Origin of the sequence: Bacillus sp. HSf4, assembly GCF_029537375.1 — a bacterium.
In the GTDB taxonomy this organism is placed as follows: domain Bacteria; phylum Bacillota; class Bacilli; order Bacillales; family Bacillaceae; genus Bacillus; species Bacillus sonorensis_A.
In genome coordinates, this window is record NZ_CP120679.1 from 3,427,737 (window position 1) to 3,443,511 (window position 15,775).

Consider the following 15,775-nt stretch of genomic DNA (forward strand, 5'->3'; position numbering starts at 1 on the left):
TAACACGTAGGTAGTATTCGTTTTTGCAACACTAGATACGAAAATTTTTCCGCCTTCACTATTAGTTGCGTATAAACTTTCCGGATCGGACAGCATTTCGAGAATAACCGCAAGGTAACTTCTGGATCTAGACACCCTTTCGAAGAAAAAATGCTCTCGATAGTAACTGCGAATCGACTTTCGGATTGGCAACGTTTTTGAACAAAAAACATTTACGAACTTAAGTTCTGTCAGTTATAATAAAAAAGACGGACCCGTCAGCCCGTCAATTGTTCAAATAATATCCGATAATCTTAGAGACGAATTGAGTTGTTCCCGCAACCGTTCGTCTTGTTTTATTTTCGCCCTCATAAACTATCCCACTACGAATACACTTCCGGATTGGCACATACCGGTTTAGATGTACGGCACAAGCGCACGTTCCAATTCGGTCCTTTCCTTCCTCAACGCAGACCTTTCGTTGTGCAGCCGTTTGTTTTCGGCACAAAGCTGGGCCAGGCGTCTTTTTATTCGCAGCTCATCGTCACCGGTCGCCTCTATTAAAGCCAGCCGCCGCCTAGCAATCTCGTAGCTGTTCGAATGGAACTCGACCTCCACCTCGCACCATTTGCGATGAACTTCGTCCCTTTTCGCAATTAAGGCGTTACGTGTCGCTTCTTTCAACGTTTGCAGGACGTCTTCAGATAAAGCGTTCAGAGACTGAAGCGCATAGTCCGCCGGGTAAACGTCTAATATTGTGCCATTTTCCGCAATGACCAGGCGCACCTGTTCGCGGGGATTATCATAAACGGACTGGCTGCCGCTTGTAGAGTCAAGTGTCCATACGAACGAAGCGCCTTGAGCATACTTCGGTAATACGTTTTGTGCCTGCGCTTTTGAAAGGCCGAGGCGCGCCGTTGCTTTTTTAACTGCCGCTTTAGAAACTGTATACTGCATCATCGTGAACCCTCCCCTAGTGAAAAACCAATTCGAACGAAATCCGTAAATGACATGCCTGCAAGTTCAGAAACATCGATTTTGCGGAGGTCTGCGCCTACCTTTGGCGTGTCTACCGTAAAAAATCGAGGGTAGTTGTTTTCGTAAAGATGGTACCCATCGCTCTTTTTTTCTAATCGGCCAGTATCGTAAAACACCAGCCAGTCATCCGAATAAGTCCCAACGACGTCGTCCGCGATTAACCAGGCGTCCGAAATTTCGTGTATTTCCTGTTTTGTATCGAATGTTTCCCCGTGATAATACAGCTTTACTGCTTGCGGTTGAAATGTATCCATCATGCCGACTGCACCTCCTCACCGAATAGTTCTCGCGCTGCCGTGACGCCGATTTCGGCGCAGCCTGCGAATGCTCTCCGGGACACTTGCGGCAAGAGTTCAGCGAATTCCTCCGGATTTAAGTTAACGAATTGATCGTCTGATCCTGCGGGATAGACATTCCACCATCCCACAACAGTTCGAACATAACGAATTTGCATTTGTATTCCTCCTCGAGATTTTGTTACGCTTTCGAGTACCATCTTAGTTAGGATTATATGGTACGCTATTACGTAAAGTCAAGAAAAAAAAATGCAATTGGAGGGCAAAAATGAAAAAAGTCAGTGTGAATATCGGGTCTATTATGGAAAAAGAAAATCTTTCACTTAGGGGTCTTGCTGATAAATGCGGGATAAGACACGCTGCGCTTAGTGAATTAATGAATGGGAAGAGACAAAATATCAATTTTGGACATATTGAGCGAATCGCTAACACTTTTAACATTAAAGAAATCAGTGAAATTATAAGTTTAGTTGAGGTAGAAGAATAAAACGGATCTTAGAAACGACTTGGGTATATCGTCGTCAACATTGGCGAAGATGACTGGCGGAGAGTTTGTTGCCTTGAAGGTGATCGCGCAAATATACGAATACTTGGATTGCCCGATCGAAGAGATCGTCCAGTTGAACGCGTAGAAAACACGGTGGTTACGTACGAATAAGTATACAAAAAAGCCCGACTCTGTCGAGCGGGCTATTTCTATTTTTCTTCTGCGTCTACAGACGAGCTTCCTATTTTATCACTCGCCGGATCATATAAACCATCGAACTCTTTAGACTTATCACCATTTAAATACCCTTCAACGGTGATAGCTCCGGTTGGATCAATAAAATAATCATCATAATAAGCAATCTTTTCTATACCTTTATACTCATTATGTAGATATTCAGTCATCTTAGTTTTTGCTTTCTCAAAAAGTGCAGCCTCTTCTTTTTTGACATCATATTGGTGCTTCATAAACAACCCTCCACCTGCTATAATTAACAATAGTAGGATAATAATGTATTTTTTCAAATGAAATTCATTCCTTTCCTATTATTATTTTACCATTACACGGAAGGTGTTGTGTATCGTGAGTAACAAAATAAAAAAGTCAAATCTTACTGATGAGACTTATTATCGTATAAGCCAGCGATCTTACAACTATGATTATCTCAGAAAAAAATTAAAAAACAAAGAGTACATACGGATTAATTCATCTGTTTCCGGAGCCACCTACTGGTATGTTGATAAAATTAAAACAGACGATGACACCGGACTTGATGCGGTTGTTCTGTCACAAGCCGAAAATAAAAACGGTAAATGGGTAAAATCCGATAATCCAAAAAATGTTGTCGTATCCTTCGCAGGAACTGATCTCGGAAAAAATCTGGAAGCAGACGGAGCAAAAGCAGACCTTGAAAATGTCGTTGTTGGGTTAGATCCTAAACAGGAAACTGAATATATAATCGAAAAAGACGCAAAAGATACGTCCAAAACGCTCGGTGTGTATACACGATCGATGGAACAACTTCAGATGATGGAATCCGGAAACTATAAAGTCATTACAAAGACGACTCAAATCAATCAGGCTGATCGGTTAGTTAAAGAAGTCAAACAAAAGTATAAAGGAACATCGACGATTGTTTCTACGACGGGGCACTCCCTTGGCGGCGCAGAGGCGGAATACAGCGCGGTCAACAATGATGTTTACGCCGTTGCTTTCAACAGTCCTTCAATCGTTCATCTGCATTCCGAGGAAAAACAGAAGGAGATCAATAACGGCAATTATAATTCATATGTGAAATCGATCATCAATCCGGACGACATGGTCGGTTCCGGCTGGTGGGATGAGTATGACCGCCATAACGGTACCACTATTTACACAAAAGACCCTTCTCTCGCTGAAGCAAATCGCGAAGAAAGACTCGACGGTAATAAGCTTCAACAGGTAGGAAGAAATCTCCTATATTTCGCTAATACGCTTATCTTTCAAAATCCGGACACACACGGGATAAATAAATCAAACTTCTCCTTCGACGAAAACGGCAACATTCAAAATATAGAAGGCGATGAACTCGTTTATGACAAAAATTTAAACGCGATGCTGCCGGCCGAGGTTGCATCTGGAAGCGACGCGATTAAAGTTACGCCTGAAGTCGCGAAGCAGCTCGCGGAAAAAGTAAACGCGATCATCAATGACCTGCGCACAATGAAAAGAGAGGCCGAGAACGCCTATCAGGAGCACGACGCCACGATAAACGATCTGAAACACGAGACCTATCGCCAAGTCGGCCACGGCTTATACGATCAGCTTACGCTCGATGACGTAAACAATACGCTGAATGATCTGGCACAGTCGTTTGACAAAAAAGGAAATCCGCTGTTTTACGATGTCCATGCTGAAAAAGCATACATTGCTTCATTGCAAAATACGATTTCCGATTTGGAAGACATCAGCGGCTACCTTGCGCAAATCGCAAAGGATTTTAAAGCAAAAGATAAAATGCTCGCTAACTGGCTAAAACTTTAGGAGTGGAATAAATGGATACATTAGATAACTTCATTCAAAAGCAAAACGACCCAATGGAAAAGCGAAGGCAGCTTAATATGCTGAAATCCGGTATGAGAGGCACGGCAGGAGCCAAGCTCGAATCCGTTCGAAATACCCTAAAACCCAAATTTAAAGTAGACGAGATTCAGAAAGAAATGAACAGCGTCTATTCATCGCTTCTCTACAGTTTCAAAGGGAAAGCGCAGCAGGCGCTGGCACAACGGATCAGCCAAAGCGCCCAGCAGCTCATTAAAATGGAGCAGGACGGAGAAAGCTTTGTGAACGGGTTTAAGACGAGATAAAGGCGCCTTAATTGGCGTCTTATTTTTTCAACAACATTATCTGTTCTGTTTTCGCCACACTAAAAAGACGCCAACCTATTCGTCAGCGTCTTCGGTCAAGTCGATAAGCTCCCGTATGTCCGTTATATTCAACGCAGTCGCAATCCGGCTAAGGTGGTCGAGTTGTACCCGTTCCTTAATTCCGCGGCTTAGTTCGCTGATAGCAGACGGACGTATTCCGGTCAGTTCAGCGAGTTCCTTCTGCGTCATATCCTTCCGATCAAGTAGCTCGGCTAATTTTAGTTTAACGATCATTGCCGGCACCTCCTGCGCTCATTATATCGTAAAAGCGATATTTTTGTAAATGACGTATTGACGTTATAACGGTTATGCGTTATAATTAAAGTAACGAAAGGAGGTGAACGTAATTGATTGACATAGTGATGAAACTTTCGGCAATCATCGCAACTTGGCTCGGGATTCTAAAGATCGTCTTAGAACTCCGCAAGATGCGAAAAGATACCGAAAGTGAGAAGCGACGGCTTCCCGCAAAGAAACACCGTCGCCGTACTTAACCTACGAGGGGCATTGCGCCCCTTGTCAATCAATTATAACACGAATGAAACGAATTAATACCACGGAAATTTTGTTAATCGTCGTCTTGCTCGCCTGGATTGCGGATATGAACTTCGGCCGGCTTTCCGTCCTGGACTACGTCGGCCTCGGCTCAGCTGTCGTTTTTATCGCGCTTCTATTCTTTAAATCGAGGAGGAATCGGTAATGACGCTTTATATAAAACGCTTGTGGTCCGACACGCCGCGATTATCCCGGCAGCAGACCGATCAGCTTCTCGATCTATATCAGCGCCCTGTCGCGACGTTCAAAGACGCCGGCAAAGCGTATCAGATCGGCTTCAACACGGCGCTTACGTGTCTCGGCTATCTAATCGCAACCAAACACGGAGGTACTGACGAATAGATTTTCCGTTATAATAACGGTAACGATCGGAGGGGATTACGATGAACACAAAAGAATACGCAGCATTAGTCGAAATGGTTGCGTGTGCTCGCTATCTTGCGGCGTTGACGGATAATCCGGACGTAGTTGATGTCGCAGAGAAGGTGAAAGAATTAGGCGCAGAAGCAGCGGAGGCGATCGGCCAGTCATCGGAAATTCTTAAACGTGATTCAGTCGAACGCTATCACGATGTTCGAAAGTATTTTGACGGAAAATAAGGCGTTAAGCGGCCGCCGATACCTAATATACCCGCAGTAGATTCCGGCGGCTCCTACGCTTTAATTTCGTGGAAAAATCGTTGAAAGGAGACGATGCAGAATGTCGATCAATAAAACACGCGGCTTTCTCTACGGACTGTCTCGCCTGCTTGGCGATGTAAATGCGGTCAAGAAAGGAACCGTAGGAAAACGGATCGTACGAAGGGCAGCCGGGAAGCAAACCGGAAAAGCGCTCCGCAAACTGTTTAAATGACGGAATAATTTACCGTAACCGAATCGCTTTGTCTCGGCGGACTATTACTATATCATTATAGTAACTACGCTGAAACGAGGTGATTCTTTTTGTTTATTTCGCCCATGCTGCTTGAATCCGCAAAGGAGCCGTTTAACTCTGACGACTATATCACGGAAACCAAATTCGACGGCATCCGTCTGATCGCGTCCAGGAATAACGGCTTAATTCGCCTATACACACGCCACAACAACGAAGTCACCTTTAAATTTCCGGAACTATTAACGCTCGACATACCGGACGGCACCGTACTAGACGGCGAGCTTATAGTGCCCGGTCCGACAGGCGCCGGCGATTTCGAGGCCGTCATGGAACGGTTCCAGTCGCGAAAAAGTTATCATCCGATAGTATTTTGCGTGTTCGATGTCCTGCGGATAGACGGCGTTTCAGTTACGTCTAGGCCGCTGTATAAACGGAAAGAACTCCTGGCCGGCCTAAAGATCGATCACCCCAACGTTAAAGTAGTCGAGGGTGTGCGTGGCCTTGCTGCGGATTATTTCGAATTAGTCCGCAAAAATAAGATCGAGGGCATCGTTATGAAGCGTGCTGATTCGGTTTATGCGGAAAATAAGCGGTCAGATCGCTGGCTGAAGATCGTTAACTACGAATATACTGACGTTTTGATAACGGGGCTACTCAAAGAAGATAATGCGCTGCTGCTTTCGTATATGGACGGACAATATGCCGGTGTGATGGAGTTTATGCCGTACGATGCGCGGCGAAAGTTACATTCGGAGAGAAAAGGCGTTGAGGAAACGGATAAATACGTCTATATTGAGCCGATTGAGTGTCGCGTCAAACACCGATTCAAGACGAAAAACGGGTTACTGCGGATTCCTTCGTTCCATGAATGGCGTTGAATGTGCCGGCCATTTATCGTATTCTAATAGTCGGAGGTTGAGGACGAATGGATTACGAAACAAAAGGATACGATACGACGATTATCTACGACTACAAGGAATATCCGGATGTTCATTATGGCCGCTGCGACAACTGTGATTATACGCTGTTCAAAAGTTCGGTGAAGGATGGCGTTTTCTTGCGTGAGTGCCGCAGATGCGGTATGAAGAAGAGTATTTAGAGATTCAGACGCCCTAACAGGCGTCTTTTTTATTGCGGCATACCGAAAATTTTTTCACTTTTCAACCTATTATCACTCTAAGTATAGTAATATATTTACAAAAGGAAATAAAAAGGGAGAGGTGGAAGTGAAACAGTTGATACCCTCGGCAAAAGTCGGAGTGAAAATCCACGAATGGTATAAAATGATAAGAGAGTTTAGCGTGCCAGATGCAGAGGCTTTAAAAGAAGAAGTAGAGAAGGAAATCAATCAAATGGAAGAAGATCAGGACTTACTCCTTTACTATCAGTTGATGTGTTTTAGACATCAATTAATGTTAGAATATTTAGAACCTACTAACAAAAGAAAACAAGGACAATCAATACACGAATTGTTAGCCCAAATCGAGGAACCTCGAAGAGATTTAAATGGCCTCCTTAGTTACTACTCATTTTTCTTTAGGGGCATGTATGAATTCGAGAAAAAACAGTACATCAAAGCGATAGAGTTTTATCGAAACGCAGAAAAGCAGCTATCTATCATTACTGATGTTATAGAACAAGCCGAGTTTCACTTTAAAATGGCTGAAGCGTACTACATCATGAAACAGACGCATGTGTCCATGTATCATATATTAAGAGCCTTTAAAATATATAATAATCACGAACTCTACAAAGTCCGTAAAATCCAATGTTTATTTGTAATCGCGGGCAACTATGACGATTTAATGTGCCACGACAAAGCCTTACCCCACCTGGAAAACGCACTCGAATTAGCGATAGAAATTAACAATAAAAGGCTTATTAGTTCTGCCTATTTCAATATAGCCGATTGTCATGAATGTATGGGGGACATTGATACAGCAGTTGAATATGCTGAAAAAGCCGTAGAGATTAACCTAAAAGAAGAATATAACAACCTACCACAATCATTGTATTACTTCACTCAACTTCTTTTTAAGCAGAAAAACTACGAGCGCGCAATCGAGATATTTCGTATTGGCAAACAAAAGGCTCGAAAATTCAATGATACCCTATTCACTTCCCTATTTGAATATCTTGAGGCCTTATATATCTATTCTGTGAATAAAGAAGAGATTTTAGAGGTATTTAAATACTTGGAGGAGAATAAAATATTTGCATACATAGAAGAGCTTTCGCTTGAAGTCTCCAACCAATACCTTGAAAGAAAAGACCACAGAAACTCAATCGAGTTCCTTCAAAAAATGATGTATGCGCAAACACAAATTAAAAAAGGGGAGTGTTTATATGAGTATTAAAAAGCTCGTTATTCCCATTTTAGCCGCCGCGGTATTAACGATAGGCATTAGCGTTGTTTCAGCAACCGACCAGTCTGACGGCGTATATCAAATAGCTACCCGTAAGCAAACGTAAGAAAAGCCCCAATGCGGGGCTTTTTTCATTTCTACGGTTTCTTAACGTTAAACATCGCAAGCAGCGTCTTGTCTGGCGTCGTGGATTGCCGATAACCACGTTGGGGTTGAACGTATATCGGTCACACTTTCGCGATCAACTCGTCCAGTTTTCCGACTAATTCCGCCTGCATCGAAGGCAAAACATGGCTGTACGTTCCGAGCGTCGTTTTGATATGCGCATGACCTAAACGCTCCTGAACAATCTTCGGACTGATCCCGATACTGATTAAGTATGTCGTAAATTCTTCGGAGGGATTTTCGATAGATCGAGCTGCGCAATTAACCGAGTAAATGCCCGTCGATAGTTATTCGGATGCACCCACTTACCGTGCTTCGTACACACTACGAGATCATTATCGATATAGTCTTCACCGAGAATTTCTTTTTCGCGCCGGATCATTTTCTTATGTTCGATTAAATATTCGATAAAGAATTTCGGTAAATGGACGGTCCTGAAGCCTGCCGCAGTTTTGACCTCGGGAACTAATCCATAATTGCCCTCTTCATCTACCTTCGCGAGAGTTTGTCGAATTGTTAAATACCCCTTTTCGAAGTCTATATCCGACCATCTCAATCCGAGAACCTCCCCCATACGCATACCTGTAACAACGGATAATACCATCCCGATAAGATAACGCGTTACTAATTGCGCGCATCCAAAAACGCTTGCACATTCGCCTCGTAAAAACGTAAATAATATTCTTTAATCCACCTTAACATTTTTCCAAAACTCCGTATTGAGCAATCGATTTTCGAAACACCGCGATAAAAACGCTTTTAAGCATTTCAAACGATTGCGCTTTGTTTGTGTGCTAACATCCATTTTTTCGAGCCATAAATGAATTGAGTCGTCTGTGATCTCGTTTAAATACGTTAGCTTTTCCGAACTCTTAAAATGGGTTACATAAAGACGATAATCGCTAATTGTGCGTCCACTCTTCCCGCTGGCTTCCATCTGTCGGAGAATAATCGTAAGCGCATCTTCAATTGTAATTCTCTGCTTTTGTTTGGGCGCTTCGGAGAGAACATCGAGATTTGACCGGGAGTTTTTATCCTTTGCTGCGTATTTTGATCGTTTCGTCTTCCTGGGTTTATTTAATTTATCTGTCACTCGATTTATTATTGAGTATTCATTCTGCTGCCTGGTTAGCGATTCTAACGACAGATGAGTATAACGCAACACCATACGTAAATCTTTATGGCCGATGATCGTCTGCAGATGTCTAAGATCTCCTCCGGCCTGCAAAAACATACTCGCCGCAGTGTGTCTAAATAAATGCGGGTGGACTCTTTTATGTATTCCTGCCTTTTCAGCGTAATCGGCAAGCCGTTTTCTAAAATTGTCAGTCGTCAGTCTTCTCCCTTCTTCCGTAATGAAGACGTACTTGCTTGGCTTAAATCGTGTATTCCTTTGTAATAATTTTTTTAGCAACCTCATCGTGTTTCCGTCCAAAGGTATCATACGGCCTTTTCTTGTTTTGGTCTTTTCTGCTTCAAGGACAATATAACCTAGCTCAAAATTTATATTTTCAATCTCTAAAGTGACCATTTCTCCTATTCTACACATAGAGTTAATCAAACACATCATAACCACGTAATCTCTATACTCAGAGAACTTTCGTTTATTCGGTGTTTTTAAAAGTTGCTTCATCTCCTCTACAGATAATATTTGAATTACAGGTTCCGGCTGCTTGACTTTATTTATTTTTTGAAATGGATTTTCCGAAATCATATTTTCTTTTATACAGAAATTAAAAACTGTTCTCATAGTTTTCAGGTGGTCATTTGCATACTTCGGAGAACACCCCGGAGTTTTTACACTTTCCGGTTTATAACGGTGCCCCTTAAACGTTTTCTTCTCGTGCAGTATATAGGTCATGTACTGCCTTGCAAACTCGACATCTATAGATTCAATATTGGTGGTCAGACCTTTAATTTCCGCGAATTCTTCCACACTCTCACAAACCCGGCGGTAGCGATCAATTGTTTCTTTTGTAAGTCCTTCAGACATTTTTACGTTACAAATCTGTTTACACACATCAGAAAGAGTCTTACTTTTGTATGTATTTTTCTCACTATATTTATTCGCCGGTCTTCGTCTCCCTCGCATATACATCTCATCCCCTCCTCATTGTCAGAATAACTGAATTATTTTGCCACCTCAAGAAAAAAAACCGAAAAATACCTCTTTTAACATAAGAATAAAGCTGTGTTTTTCATGAATAAACGAACGAAACAAGACGAGAAACTGACGGAAATTAACTAAAACCCGAACGAAAGAGATCGCGTAGTTGGTGACGAACAGACGAACGAAGCGTTAACGAAACGGATGACGAAGTTTTCTCCTCTTTACCCCTCGATTAACGAATCGAATCTTGTCTCGTAAAGACGATCTAACACCCGGTCCAGCACGCCGTTATAATAGCCAGCAAGATTCCGAATACGCTTTCGTTTCATTGCTATGAACGTTTGACGTACCGCATATAGGCCGATTTCTTCGAGTATATCGGAATCATATGCGCCCTTTAAATACGACGTATGCGCAAGGTAAATACCGTATAGCCGGTTCGTCAGCTTCCGATCGCTTACAAACGATTCGACCGTAGCTTTGAACGCACTATACGTATTACGTAGTAATTTATTTACGCTTTTAGAAATAACAGCTTCGCCCGTACTTTTCGGTGTTTTAGCCGGTGCTTCCGTAGGCTTGTCCGATGTCGAACGGGGTTGCATTTGCGGAGTAGCATCGTTGTTATCAGCCGGCAGAATCACGTATATATTGGCGCCGTTGCCGCCGGAAACCGGCCTGAATTTCGTTTCCTTGCGAATGATGCCGCAGTCTACTAGGCGTTTGATTGCCCGGATGACTGTTGTACGATGCCGACCGATTAGATCCGCGATCGATTGCAGCTTCAAATACGAGACGCCCAGAGTTTTGCAGGCATGGCGCGACAACACCTTGAGAACCTCGATTGCGGCCGGTGTTAGGTCGGATTTATTGCAGTAGATATGCGTGCGGATGGCGTCGTTAAGCTCGTCCACAGAACGGAAAGACGCCATTTTAGCGGATTCTTTCGTGTACATTCGGTTTTCTCTCCTCGGAGACATACCGACCCATATCGGAAAATTAGGCGCACTCAAATAAACGTTGACTAGAACGCTTTTTTTCGATAGGATAGACGTAGGGTTAGGACGTGCTATCTATCGGATTTTTTCCGACGGGTGGTCGTCTTTTTTTTTGTTTTAGGTTCTTTTCTTTTTAATCGATGTCAATGGCGAAAAATCGTCGTGACTTCTTCGCATCTCCTTCGTATCCATCTGAATATAACGGCGCATCGTTCTGATATCCTTCCACCCTCCGATTTTCTGTAAAGTGAATGGATCACAACCGTTTAAAATCATCGTTTTAGCCCATGTGTGCCGATAAACATGTGCAGTTACTTTCTTGCCTTCAATACCCGCTTTCTCCGCGTAATATTTCAAACGTTTCCTGAAATGGTTGGCAGTAAGTGGTTCTCCATAACTCGATAAGAAAATGCGGTCTGTCTTAAAATGCGACTTGTTTTCAGCAATGAGTTGAAGCAATAATTTAATGCAATGAGACGATACAGGGACCAGCCTATGTTTTCTGTTCTTACTCTTGTCTGCATGTATTGTGAGAAATCGACTTGAAAAATCAATGTCTTTATCGCGAAGGCTTAACATTTCCTCATTTCGAAGCCCGGAGTCCAATAAAAGACTTATTGCGCAATAATCCCGGAATCCAACATAATCCCTTAAATTCGGTTGTTGTAGGATCGATTTAACTTCCTCTTCCGTAAAGCAGTTGGTTAGGTCGATATCCTGACGTAGTAGTTTAATACGTGTAACCGGATTGACTTTGATTAGGTCTTCTCGATCCAAGTAATTATAGATCGCCTTTATCGTTCGTAAATTAATATTAATCGTTGTATCTGACAAACCTAATTCCGTATTTTTGGTTTTTATATACTTGTGTCCGTGATAGCGGGGTTTGTCGTACTTCATATAGTTGATATAATTTCGCAAGATTTCCGTTGTTATTTCGTCGATATATGTAATTTCGTAGTTGTCATTGAGCCAGTCGGTAAAGTACCGCCACATCTTTTTATAATCATCGATCGTCCTATCACGTAAGCCTTCAGTTCTTTTGCCGGCCAAGACGATTTCTACAGCTTCGCTGAGTAACAGTCGCGGATATCCTTTTTTATTATCGGAAACATTCGTCACTCTCTTGCGCTTCTTTTTTAACGCCACAATAAAAACGCCTCCCTTAACGATGGTTTGAAGATACATCGCAAAGAAAGACGTTATTAACAACCGTAACGACCGAAAATTGGGGTCGTTTTTATTCCGAACAATGAATGTTAATCGCGGATTTTCCGGCGTAATTAACAATCCTGCGCGTCAGTTTCCGATTAGATGATCGAAACATATCATCGTTAAATCTGACGTCTTGAAAACGTTGATATAGCGGGCTTTACCGCCTAGCATTCTTCAGGCGTACCGGCGTTTACCGCCGTGCGGAATGATGAGCCGCAGCCGCATGATGCGATGGCGTTCGGGTTGTCGATCGTAAAGCCTCCGCCCATCATGGACTGTTTAAAATCGATAACCGTTCCGTTCATAATATCAAGACTTTCTTGATCAATCAGCATCGTGATCCCATGCTGGGCAAATTCATTGTCATCTTCATTTTTTTCGTGTTCAAAGCCCATGCCATAGGAAAGGCCGCTGCATCCGCCGCCTTTTACACCGATTCTTAAGAAAGCATTTTCCTCTTCATGCTCCTTCATCATATCTTTAATATGAATGGCGGCCGCTTCCGTAAGCGTGATCGTTTTTTCACTCATGACAAAGCACCTCCTTCAGCTGTCATGTGTACCTTTATTATAAATGTGAATCCCGCATTTCTCAAACAGACTGTCTTCAAATGTAATATACGCCTTCACAAACCGTTTCCGCCGGACCCGTCATCATGACGCGGCCGTCGTTTTGCCAGTTAATGATCAAATCCCCTCCGGCAAGATGGATGGTAATGTCGGTTTCTCTTTCGGAAAAGCCGTTCAGAATGGAGGCAACCGCGGCCGCACAGGCGCCTGTTCCACACGCCTGGGTAATGCCTGAGCCCCTTTCCCAAACGCGGAAATGCAGTTCCTGCGCGTTTTCCACTTCCACAAACTCTACATTGACACCTTCGGGGAATCTCTCGTCTTTTTCAATCACCGGACCCAATGTCGTAAGAGGTGCTTCTTCAATATTGTCCAAGTAAAAAACAATATGGGGATTGCCCATTGATACAGCCGTTCCTTTCATGTCATGTCCGGCGAATGTCATCTGTTCATTGACCGTTTGCGATTGCTCTTCCCCGAGCATTGGCATATCCGCTTTCAAAAGGCGAGGTTCGCCCATGTCAACTGTCGCTGAAACCACTTTCCCGTCTCTCACTTCGACTTCTGCCGTCACGAGGCCTGATAATGTTTCAATTAAGAAAGACGTTTCCTTTACCAGGTTATGCTCATACGCATATTTGGCGACACAGCGCAAACCGTTTCCGCAGTTTTTCCCTTCCGATCCATCGCTGTTGAAAATCCGCATTTTAACCGGTGCCTTATCAGAAGGGCAAATCAGAATCATGCCGTCCGAGCCGATGCCCGTGTAGACCGAAGAAACTTTGACAGCAAGATCCGGCAGAAGCTCTTCCGGAAGATTTTCTTCAAATTGATTGACATATATATAACTGTTTCCTAAACCGTGCATTTTAGTAAAACGAAAATAATTCATCGCGGCCTCCAACTTTTTTTATTTCTTTTAGTATAAAAGCTGAACGGGATGGACACAATACGAATATCCCCCGTTTTTCATACATAAAAGCTCCCTGCGATATTGCAGGGAGCTTTTATCATTTATCCGATGAACATTCCGGCGATTGCCGCGCTTAAAAGGTTGGCCAATGTTCCGGCCGCTACGGCTTTTAAACCGAGACGGGCGATGTCAGAACGGCGGTTTGGCGCCATTCCTCCGAGCCCACCTAGCAAAATCGCAACCGAAGACAGGTTGGCAAATCCGCAAAGGGCAAAGCTGATAATTGAAGCGGTTTTCGCAGAAAGCTGCTCCATTACCGGCGCAAAATTGGAGTAAGCAACAAATTCGTTTAAGACGAGTTTTTGACCAATGAAGCTCCCGGCTTGAACGGCTTCATCCCAAGGGACACCGATGACAAATGCGAGCGGCGCGAAAATATATCCGAGTATGAATTCGAGAGACAGGCCTTTAAAGCCGAACCATCCGCCGATTCCTCCGAGAATTCCGTTTAAAACGGCGATCAAGGCAACAAACGCCAGAAGCATGGCGCCGACATTCAAAGCAAGCGACAAACCTGTTGATGCCCCTTTTGCCGCGGCGTCGAGGACATTTGCAGCATCTTCGTCTTCAGCCATTTGAATATCCTTAGATGAAGCCATCGATTTTTCCGTTTCCGGAATCAGCATTTTTGCCATAATCAATCCTGCCGGTGCAGCCATAAAGCTCGCCGCCAGCAAGTATTCAAGAGGAACTCCCAAAAGGGCGTAGCCGAATAAAACAGAGCCGGCAACTGAAGCCAGTCCGCCTGTCATAACCGCAAACAGCTCAGATTTTGTCAGTTTGGCAATAAACGGCTTAATGACCAATGGAGCTTCGGTCTGCCCGACAAAAATATTCGCCGCTGCTGAAAGTGATTCTGTTTTGCTCGTTCCAAGAAGCTTGGACAATCCTCCGCCGATAAACCGGATGATCGCCTGCATGATTTTCAGATGATAAAGAACGGCAATCAACGATGAAAAGAAGATGATAACGGGTAGAACGCTGAGAGCAAAGGCAGCGCTGTCTCCCACTTTTAATAGAGGTCCGAAAAGAAAACTGATACCTTCATTCGCATAATTCACGAGGTTTTGCACAGCTTTCGTAAACCAAAGAAACGCCTCCCGCCCGGTTTCCCATTTCAGTACGATAAAGCCAAACAGGAGCTGGATCGCCAAACCGATGGAAATCGTTCTTACATTAATTCTGCCTTTATGTTCTGAAAGCAAGAACGCAATCGCGAAAATGACAATAATTCCAAGAAGTCCCCATAATATGTTCAATGACCACACCTCTTATTATTTTTTAAACTTTTATTAAGATAACAATTAATTTTTTGCCTGTCCACAAAAATTTTTAAGAATTTTTTCTCTTTTTATGTAAACCCTTTCAAATAAGGGTTTAGGCTGATAAAAAAAACGGGATCATTCGCATGACCCCGCTTATATCATTTCATTTTCCTCAATGAACTCATATATATTTTCGACCAATTCAGCCGGATTATTCCCTGAAACCATTTCACCGTTCACAAGAGCAAACATTGTCTGCATACATTGACCGCAGTAACTCAGGCAGCCGTATTCAACGACGTCCAAATTCGGATCTTTTTCCAAAATTTCCTTTGCCTCCTGGGAACCTTGGGCAAGATTGCTGACGCAAAATTCAACAATTGGAAACACGTTCTCTCACCTCTCATTATCTTTTTTATCGTACCCTAATCTCCTTTGAATAGTCAAAGTATTCATTTGCTTGATAAAGCTTTTGTAACAT

24 protein-coding genes are annotated in these 15,775 nt (G+C 43.1%); 11 read left to right on the top strand and 13 right to left on the bottom strand.

Annotated elements, in window-relative coordinates:
* Positions 1-396: 396 nt before the first annotated feature.
* Genes P3X63_RS17790 through P3X63_RS17800 form a run of 3 tightly spaced genes read right to left on the bottom strand, consistent with a single transcriptional unit; the run spans position 397 to position 1,471 of the window.
* Entirely contained in the window at positions 397-939 is a 543-nt protein-coding gene (locus P3X63_RS17790; protein ID WP_277691610.1) for a hypothetical protein, read from the bottom strand.
* Positions 936-1,274, bottom strand: a complete 339-nt coding sequence (locus P3X63_RS17795; protein WP_277691611.1) for a hypothetical protein — start codon at positions 1,272-1,274, stop codon at positions 936-938. The genes P3X63_RS17790 and P3X63_RS17795 overlap by 4 nt, the downstream gene beginning before the upstream one ends.
* On the bottom strand, positions 1,271-1,471 hold the full coding sequence (locus P3X63_RS17800) for a hypothetical protein (RefSeq protein WP_277691612.1): 201 nt from the start codon (positions 1,469-1,471) through the stop codon (positions 1,271-1,273). The genes P3X63_RS17795 and P3X63_RS17800 overlap by 4 nt, the downstream gene beginning before the upstream one ends.
* A 110-nt stretch (positions 1,472-1,581) precedes the next feature.
* On the opposite strand from P3X63_RS17800, the gene P3X63_RS17805 reads away from it, so the two are divergent.
* Together P3X63_RS17805 and P3X63_RS17810 are read left to right on the top strand one after the other, a co-directional pair.
* Positions 1,582-1,800, top strand: a complete 219-nt coding sequence (locus P3X63_RS17805; RefSeq protein WP_026586477.1) for a helix-turn-helix domain-containing protein — start codon at positions 1,582-1,584, stop codon at positions 1,798-1,800.
* A gap of 49 nt (positions 1,801-1,849) precedes the next feature.
* Positions 1,850-1,945: a hypothetical protein gene (locus P3X63_RS17810; RefSeq protein ID WP_270568544.1), complete on the top strand. Its 96-nt coding sequence runs from the start codon at positions 1,850-1,852 to the stop codon at positions 1,943-1,945.
* 64 nt (positions 1,946-2,009) lie between these two features.
* On the opposite strand, the gene P3X63_RS17815 is transcribed toward P3X63_RS17810, so the two are convergent.
* On the bottom strand, positions 2,010-2,324 hold the full coding sequence (locus P3X63_RS17815) for a DUF1433 domain-containing protein (RefSeq protein WP_026586476.1): 315 nt from the start codon (positions 2,322-2,324) through the stop codon (positions 2,010-2,012).
* 58 nt (positions 2,325-2,382) lie between these two features.
* Here P3X63_RS17815 and P3X63_RS17820 point away from each other — a divergent pair, with 58 nt between their 5' ends.
* Both P3X63_RS17820 and P3X63_RS17825 read left to right on the top strand, forming a co-directional pair.
* Positions 2,383-3,822 carry a lipase gene (locus P3X63_RS17820; protein WP_277691613.1) on the top strand — a complete coding sequence of 480 codons (1,440 nt, stop codon included), beginning with the start codon at positions 2,383-2,385 and terminating at the stop codon, positions 3,820-3,822.
* Positions 3,823-3,833: 11 nt separating this feature from the next.
* Positions 3,834-4,145: a hypothetical protein gene (locus P3X63_RS17825; protein WP_277691614.1), complete on the top strand. Its 312-nt coding sequence runs from the start codon at positions 3,834-3,836 to the stop codon at positions 4,143-4,145.
* Positions 4,146-4,220: 75 nt separating this feature from the next.
* Here the strand turns inward: P3X63_RS17825 and P3X63_RS17830 are convergent, their stop codons facing one another.
* The gene (locus tag P3X63_RS17830; RefSeq protein ID WP_026588462.1) at positions 4,221-4,439 is read right to left on the bottom strand and encodes a helix-turn-helix domain-containing protein; all 219 of its coding nucleotides are present in this window, start codon (positions 4,437-4,439) and stop codon (positions 4,221-4,223) included.
* A 304-nt stretch (positions 4,440-4,743) separates the two neighbouring features.
* Between P3X63_RS17830 and P3X63_RS17835 the strand changes: the two genes are divergently transcribed.
* The 7 genes from P3X63_RS17835 (at position 4,744) to P3X63_RS17865 (ending at position 7,990) form a co-directional block, all read left to right on the top strand.
* Positions 4,744-4,905: a hypothetical protein gene (locus P3X63_RS17835; protein ID WP_277691615.1), complete on the top strand. Its 162-nt coding sequence runs from the start codon at positions 4,744-4,746 to the stop codon at positions 4,903-4,905.
* A complete protein-coding gene (locus tag P3X63_RS17840; protein WP_277691616.1) occupies positions 4,905-5,102 on the top strand; it encodes a hypothetical protein in 198 nt (65 codons plus the stop codon). Before P3X63_RS17835 ends, P3X63_RS17840 begins: the two co-directional genes overlap by 1 nt.
* Before the next feature lie 41 nt (positions 5,103-5,143).
* Positions 5,144-5,359 carry a hypothetical protein gene (locus P3X63_RS17845; RefSeq protein ID WP_277691617.1) on the top strand — a complete coding sequence of 72 codons (216 nt, stop codon included), beginning with the start codon at positions 5,144-5,146 and terminating at the stop codon, positions 5,357-5,359.
* A 100-nt stretch (positions 5,360-5,459) separates the two neighbouring features.
* Complete coding sequence (locus tag P3X63_RS17850; protein ID WP_023856052.1) at positions 5,460-5,612, top strand: hypothetical protein; 153 nt, start codon at positions 5,460-5,462, stop codon at positions 5,610-5,612.
* A gap of 89 nt (positions 5,613-5,701) precedes the next feature.
* Positions 5,702-6,511 carry an ATP-dependent DNA ligase gene (locus P3X63_RS17855; protein WP_277691618.1) on the top strand — a complete coding sequence of 270 codons (810 nt, stop codon included), beginning with the start codon at positions 5,702-5,704 and terminating at the stop codon, positions 6,509-6,511.
* Between the two features lie 47 nt (positions 6,512-6,558).
* Complete coding sequence (locus P3X63_RS17860) at positions 6,559-6,732, top strand: DUF8096 family protein (RefSeq protein WP_106070851.1); 174 nt, start codon at positions 6,559-6,561, stop codon at positions 6,730-6,732.
* A gap of 127 nt (positions 6,733-6,859) precedes the next feature.
* Positions 6,860-7,990 (top strand): response regulator aspartate phosphatase, encoded by a 1,131-nt coding sequence (locus P3X63_RS17865; RefSeq protein WP_277691619.1) that lies wholly within the window; start codon positions 6,860-6,862, stop codon positions 7,988-7,990.
* Between the two features lie 382 nt (positions 7,991-8,372).
* On the opposite strand, the gene P3X63_RS17870 is transcribed toward P3X63_RS17865, so the two are convergent.
* The 8 genes from P3X63_RS17870 to P3X63_RS17905 form a co-directional block, all read right to left on the bottom strand.
* On the bottom strand, positions 8,373-8,720 hold the full coding sequence (locus P3X63_RS17870; protein WP_481748560.1) for a site-specific integrase: 348 nt from the start codon (positions 8,718-8,720) through the stop codon (positions 8,373-8,375).
* A gap of 129 nt (positions 8,721-8,849) precedes the next feature.
* Positions 8,850-10,262 carry a tyrosine-type recombinase/integrase gene (locus P3X63_RS17875; protein WP_277691621.1) on the bottom strand — a complete coding sequence of 471 codons (1,413 nt, stop codon included), beginning with the start codon at positions 10,260-10,262 and terminating at the stop codon, positions 8,850-8,852.
* A 233-nt stretch (positions 10,263-10,495) separates the two neighbouring features.
* On the bottom strand, positions 10,496-11,230 hold the full coding sequence (locus P3X63_RS17880; RefSeq protein WP_277691622.1) for a helix-turn-helix domain-containing protein: 735 nt from the start codon (positions 11,228-11,230) through the stop codon (positions 10,496-10,498).
* A gap of 159 nt (positions 11,231-11,389) precedes the next feature.
* Entirely contained in the window at positions 11,390-12,421 is a 1,032-nt protein-coding gene (locus tag P3X63_RS17885) for a tyrosine-type recombinase/integrase (RefSeq protein WP_277691623.1), read from the bottom strand.
* A gap of 230 nt (positions 12,422-12,651) precedes the next feature.
* The gene (locus P3X63_RS17890; protein WP_026588617.1) at positions 12,652-13,017 is read right to left on the bottom strand and encodes a HesB/IscA family protein; all 366 of its coding nucleotides are present in this window, start codon (positions 13,015-13,017) and stop codon (positions 12,652-12,654) included.
* A gap of 76 nt (positions 13,018-13,093) precedes the next feature.
* Positions 13,094-13,948 (bottom strand): diaminopimelate epimerase, encoded by an 855-nt coding sequence (gene dapF, locus P3X63_RS17895; RefSeq protein WP_277691624.1) that lies wholly within the window; start codon positions 13,946-13,948, stop codon positions 13,094-13,096.
* A 122-nt stretch (positions 13,949-14,070) separates the two neighbouring features.
* A complete protein-coding gene (locus P3X63_RS17900) occupies positions 14,071-15,288 on the bottom strand; it encodes a NupC/NupG family nucleoside CNT transporter (RefSeq protein ID WP_026588619.1) in 1,218 nt (405 codons plus the stop codon).
* Between the two features lie 159 nt (positions 15,289-15,447).
* On the bottom strand, positions 15,448-15,684 hold the full coding sequence (locus P3X63_RS17905) for a YuzB family protein (RefSeq protein WP_026588620.1): 237 nt from the start codon (positions 15,682-15,684) through the stop codon (positions 15,448-15,450).
* Positions 15,685-15,775 lie beyond the last annotated feature (91 nt).

Bases quoted from the DNA above. Each gene is read 5' to 3' on its own strand.
- P3X63_RS17790 (WP_277691610.1), bottom strand. From the start codon at position 939: ATGATGCAGTATACAGTTTCTAAAGCGGCAGTTAAAAAAGCAACGGCG.
- P3X63_RS17795 (WP_277691611.1), bottom strand. From the start codon at position 1,274: ATGATGGATACATTTCAACCGCAAGCAGTAAAGCTGTATTATCACGGG.
- P3X63_RS17800 (WP_277691612.1), bottom strand. From the start codon at position 1,471: ATGCAAATTCGTTATGTTCGAACTGTTGTGGGATGGTGGAATGTCTAT.
- P3X63_RS17805 (WP_026586477.1), top strand. From the start codon at position 1,582: ATGAAAAAAGTCAGTGTGAATATCGGGTCTATTATGGAAAAAGAAAAT.
- P3X63_RS17810 (WP_270568544.1), top strand. From the start codon at position 1,850: ATGACTGGCGGAGAGTTTGTTGCCTTGAAGGTGATCGCGCAAATATAC.
- P3X63_RS17825 (WP_277691614.1), top strand. From the start codon at position 3,834: ATGGATACATTAGATAACTTCATTCAAAAGCAAAACGACCCAATGGAA.
- P3X63_RS17830 (WP_026588462.1), bottom strand. From the start codon at position 4,439: ATGATCGTTAAACTAAAATTAGCCGAGCTACTTGATCGGAAGGATATG.
- P3X63_RS17835 (WP_277691615.1), top strand. From the start codon at position 4,744: ATGAAACGAATTAATACCACGGAAATTTTGTTAATCGTCGTCTTGCTC.
- P3X63_RS17840 (WP_277691616.1), top strand. From the start codon at position 4,905: ATGACGCTTTATATAAAACGCTTGTGGTCCGACACGCCGCGATTATCC.
- P3X63_RS17845 (WP_277691617.1), top strand. From the start codon at position 5,144: ATGAACACAAAAGAATACGCAGCATTAGTCGAAATGGTTGCGTGTGCT.
- P3X63_RS17850 (WP_023856052.1), top strand. From the start codon at position 5,460: ATGTCGATCAATAAAACACGCGGCTTTCTCTACGGACTGTCTCGCCTG.
- P3X63_RS17860 (WP_106070851.1), top strand. From the start codon at position 6,559: ATGGATTACGAAACAAAAGGATACGATACGACGATTATCTACGACTAC.
- P3X63_RS17875 (WP_277691621.1), bottom strand. From the start codon at position 10,262: ATGTATATGCGAGGGAGACGAAGACCGGCGAATAAATATAGTGAGAAA.
- P3X63_RS17880 (WP_277691622.1), bottom strand. From the start codon at position 11,230: ATGTACACGAAAGAATCCGCTAAAATGGCGTCTTTCCGTTCTGTGGAC.
- P3X63_RS17890 (WP_026588617.1), bottom strand. From the start codon at position 13,017: ATGAGTGAAAAAACGATCACGCTTACGGAAGCGGCCGCCATTCATATT.
- dapF (WP_277691624.1), bottom strand. From the start codon at position 13,948: ATGAATTATTTTCGTTTTACTAAAATGCACGGTTTAGGAAACAGTTAT.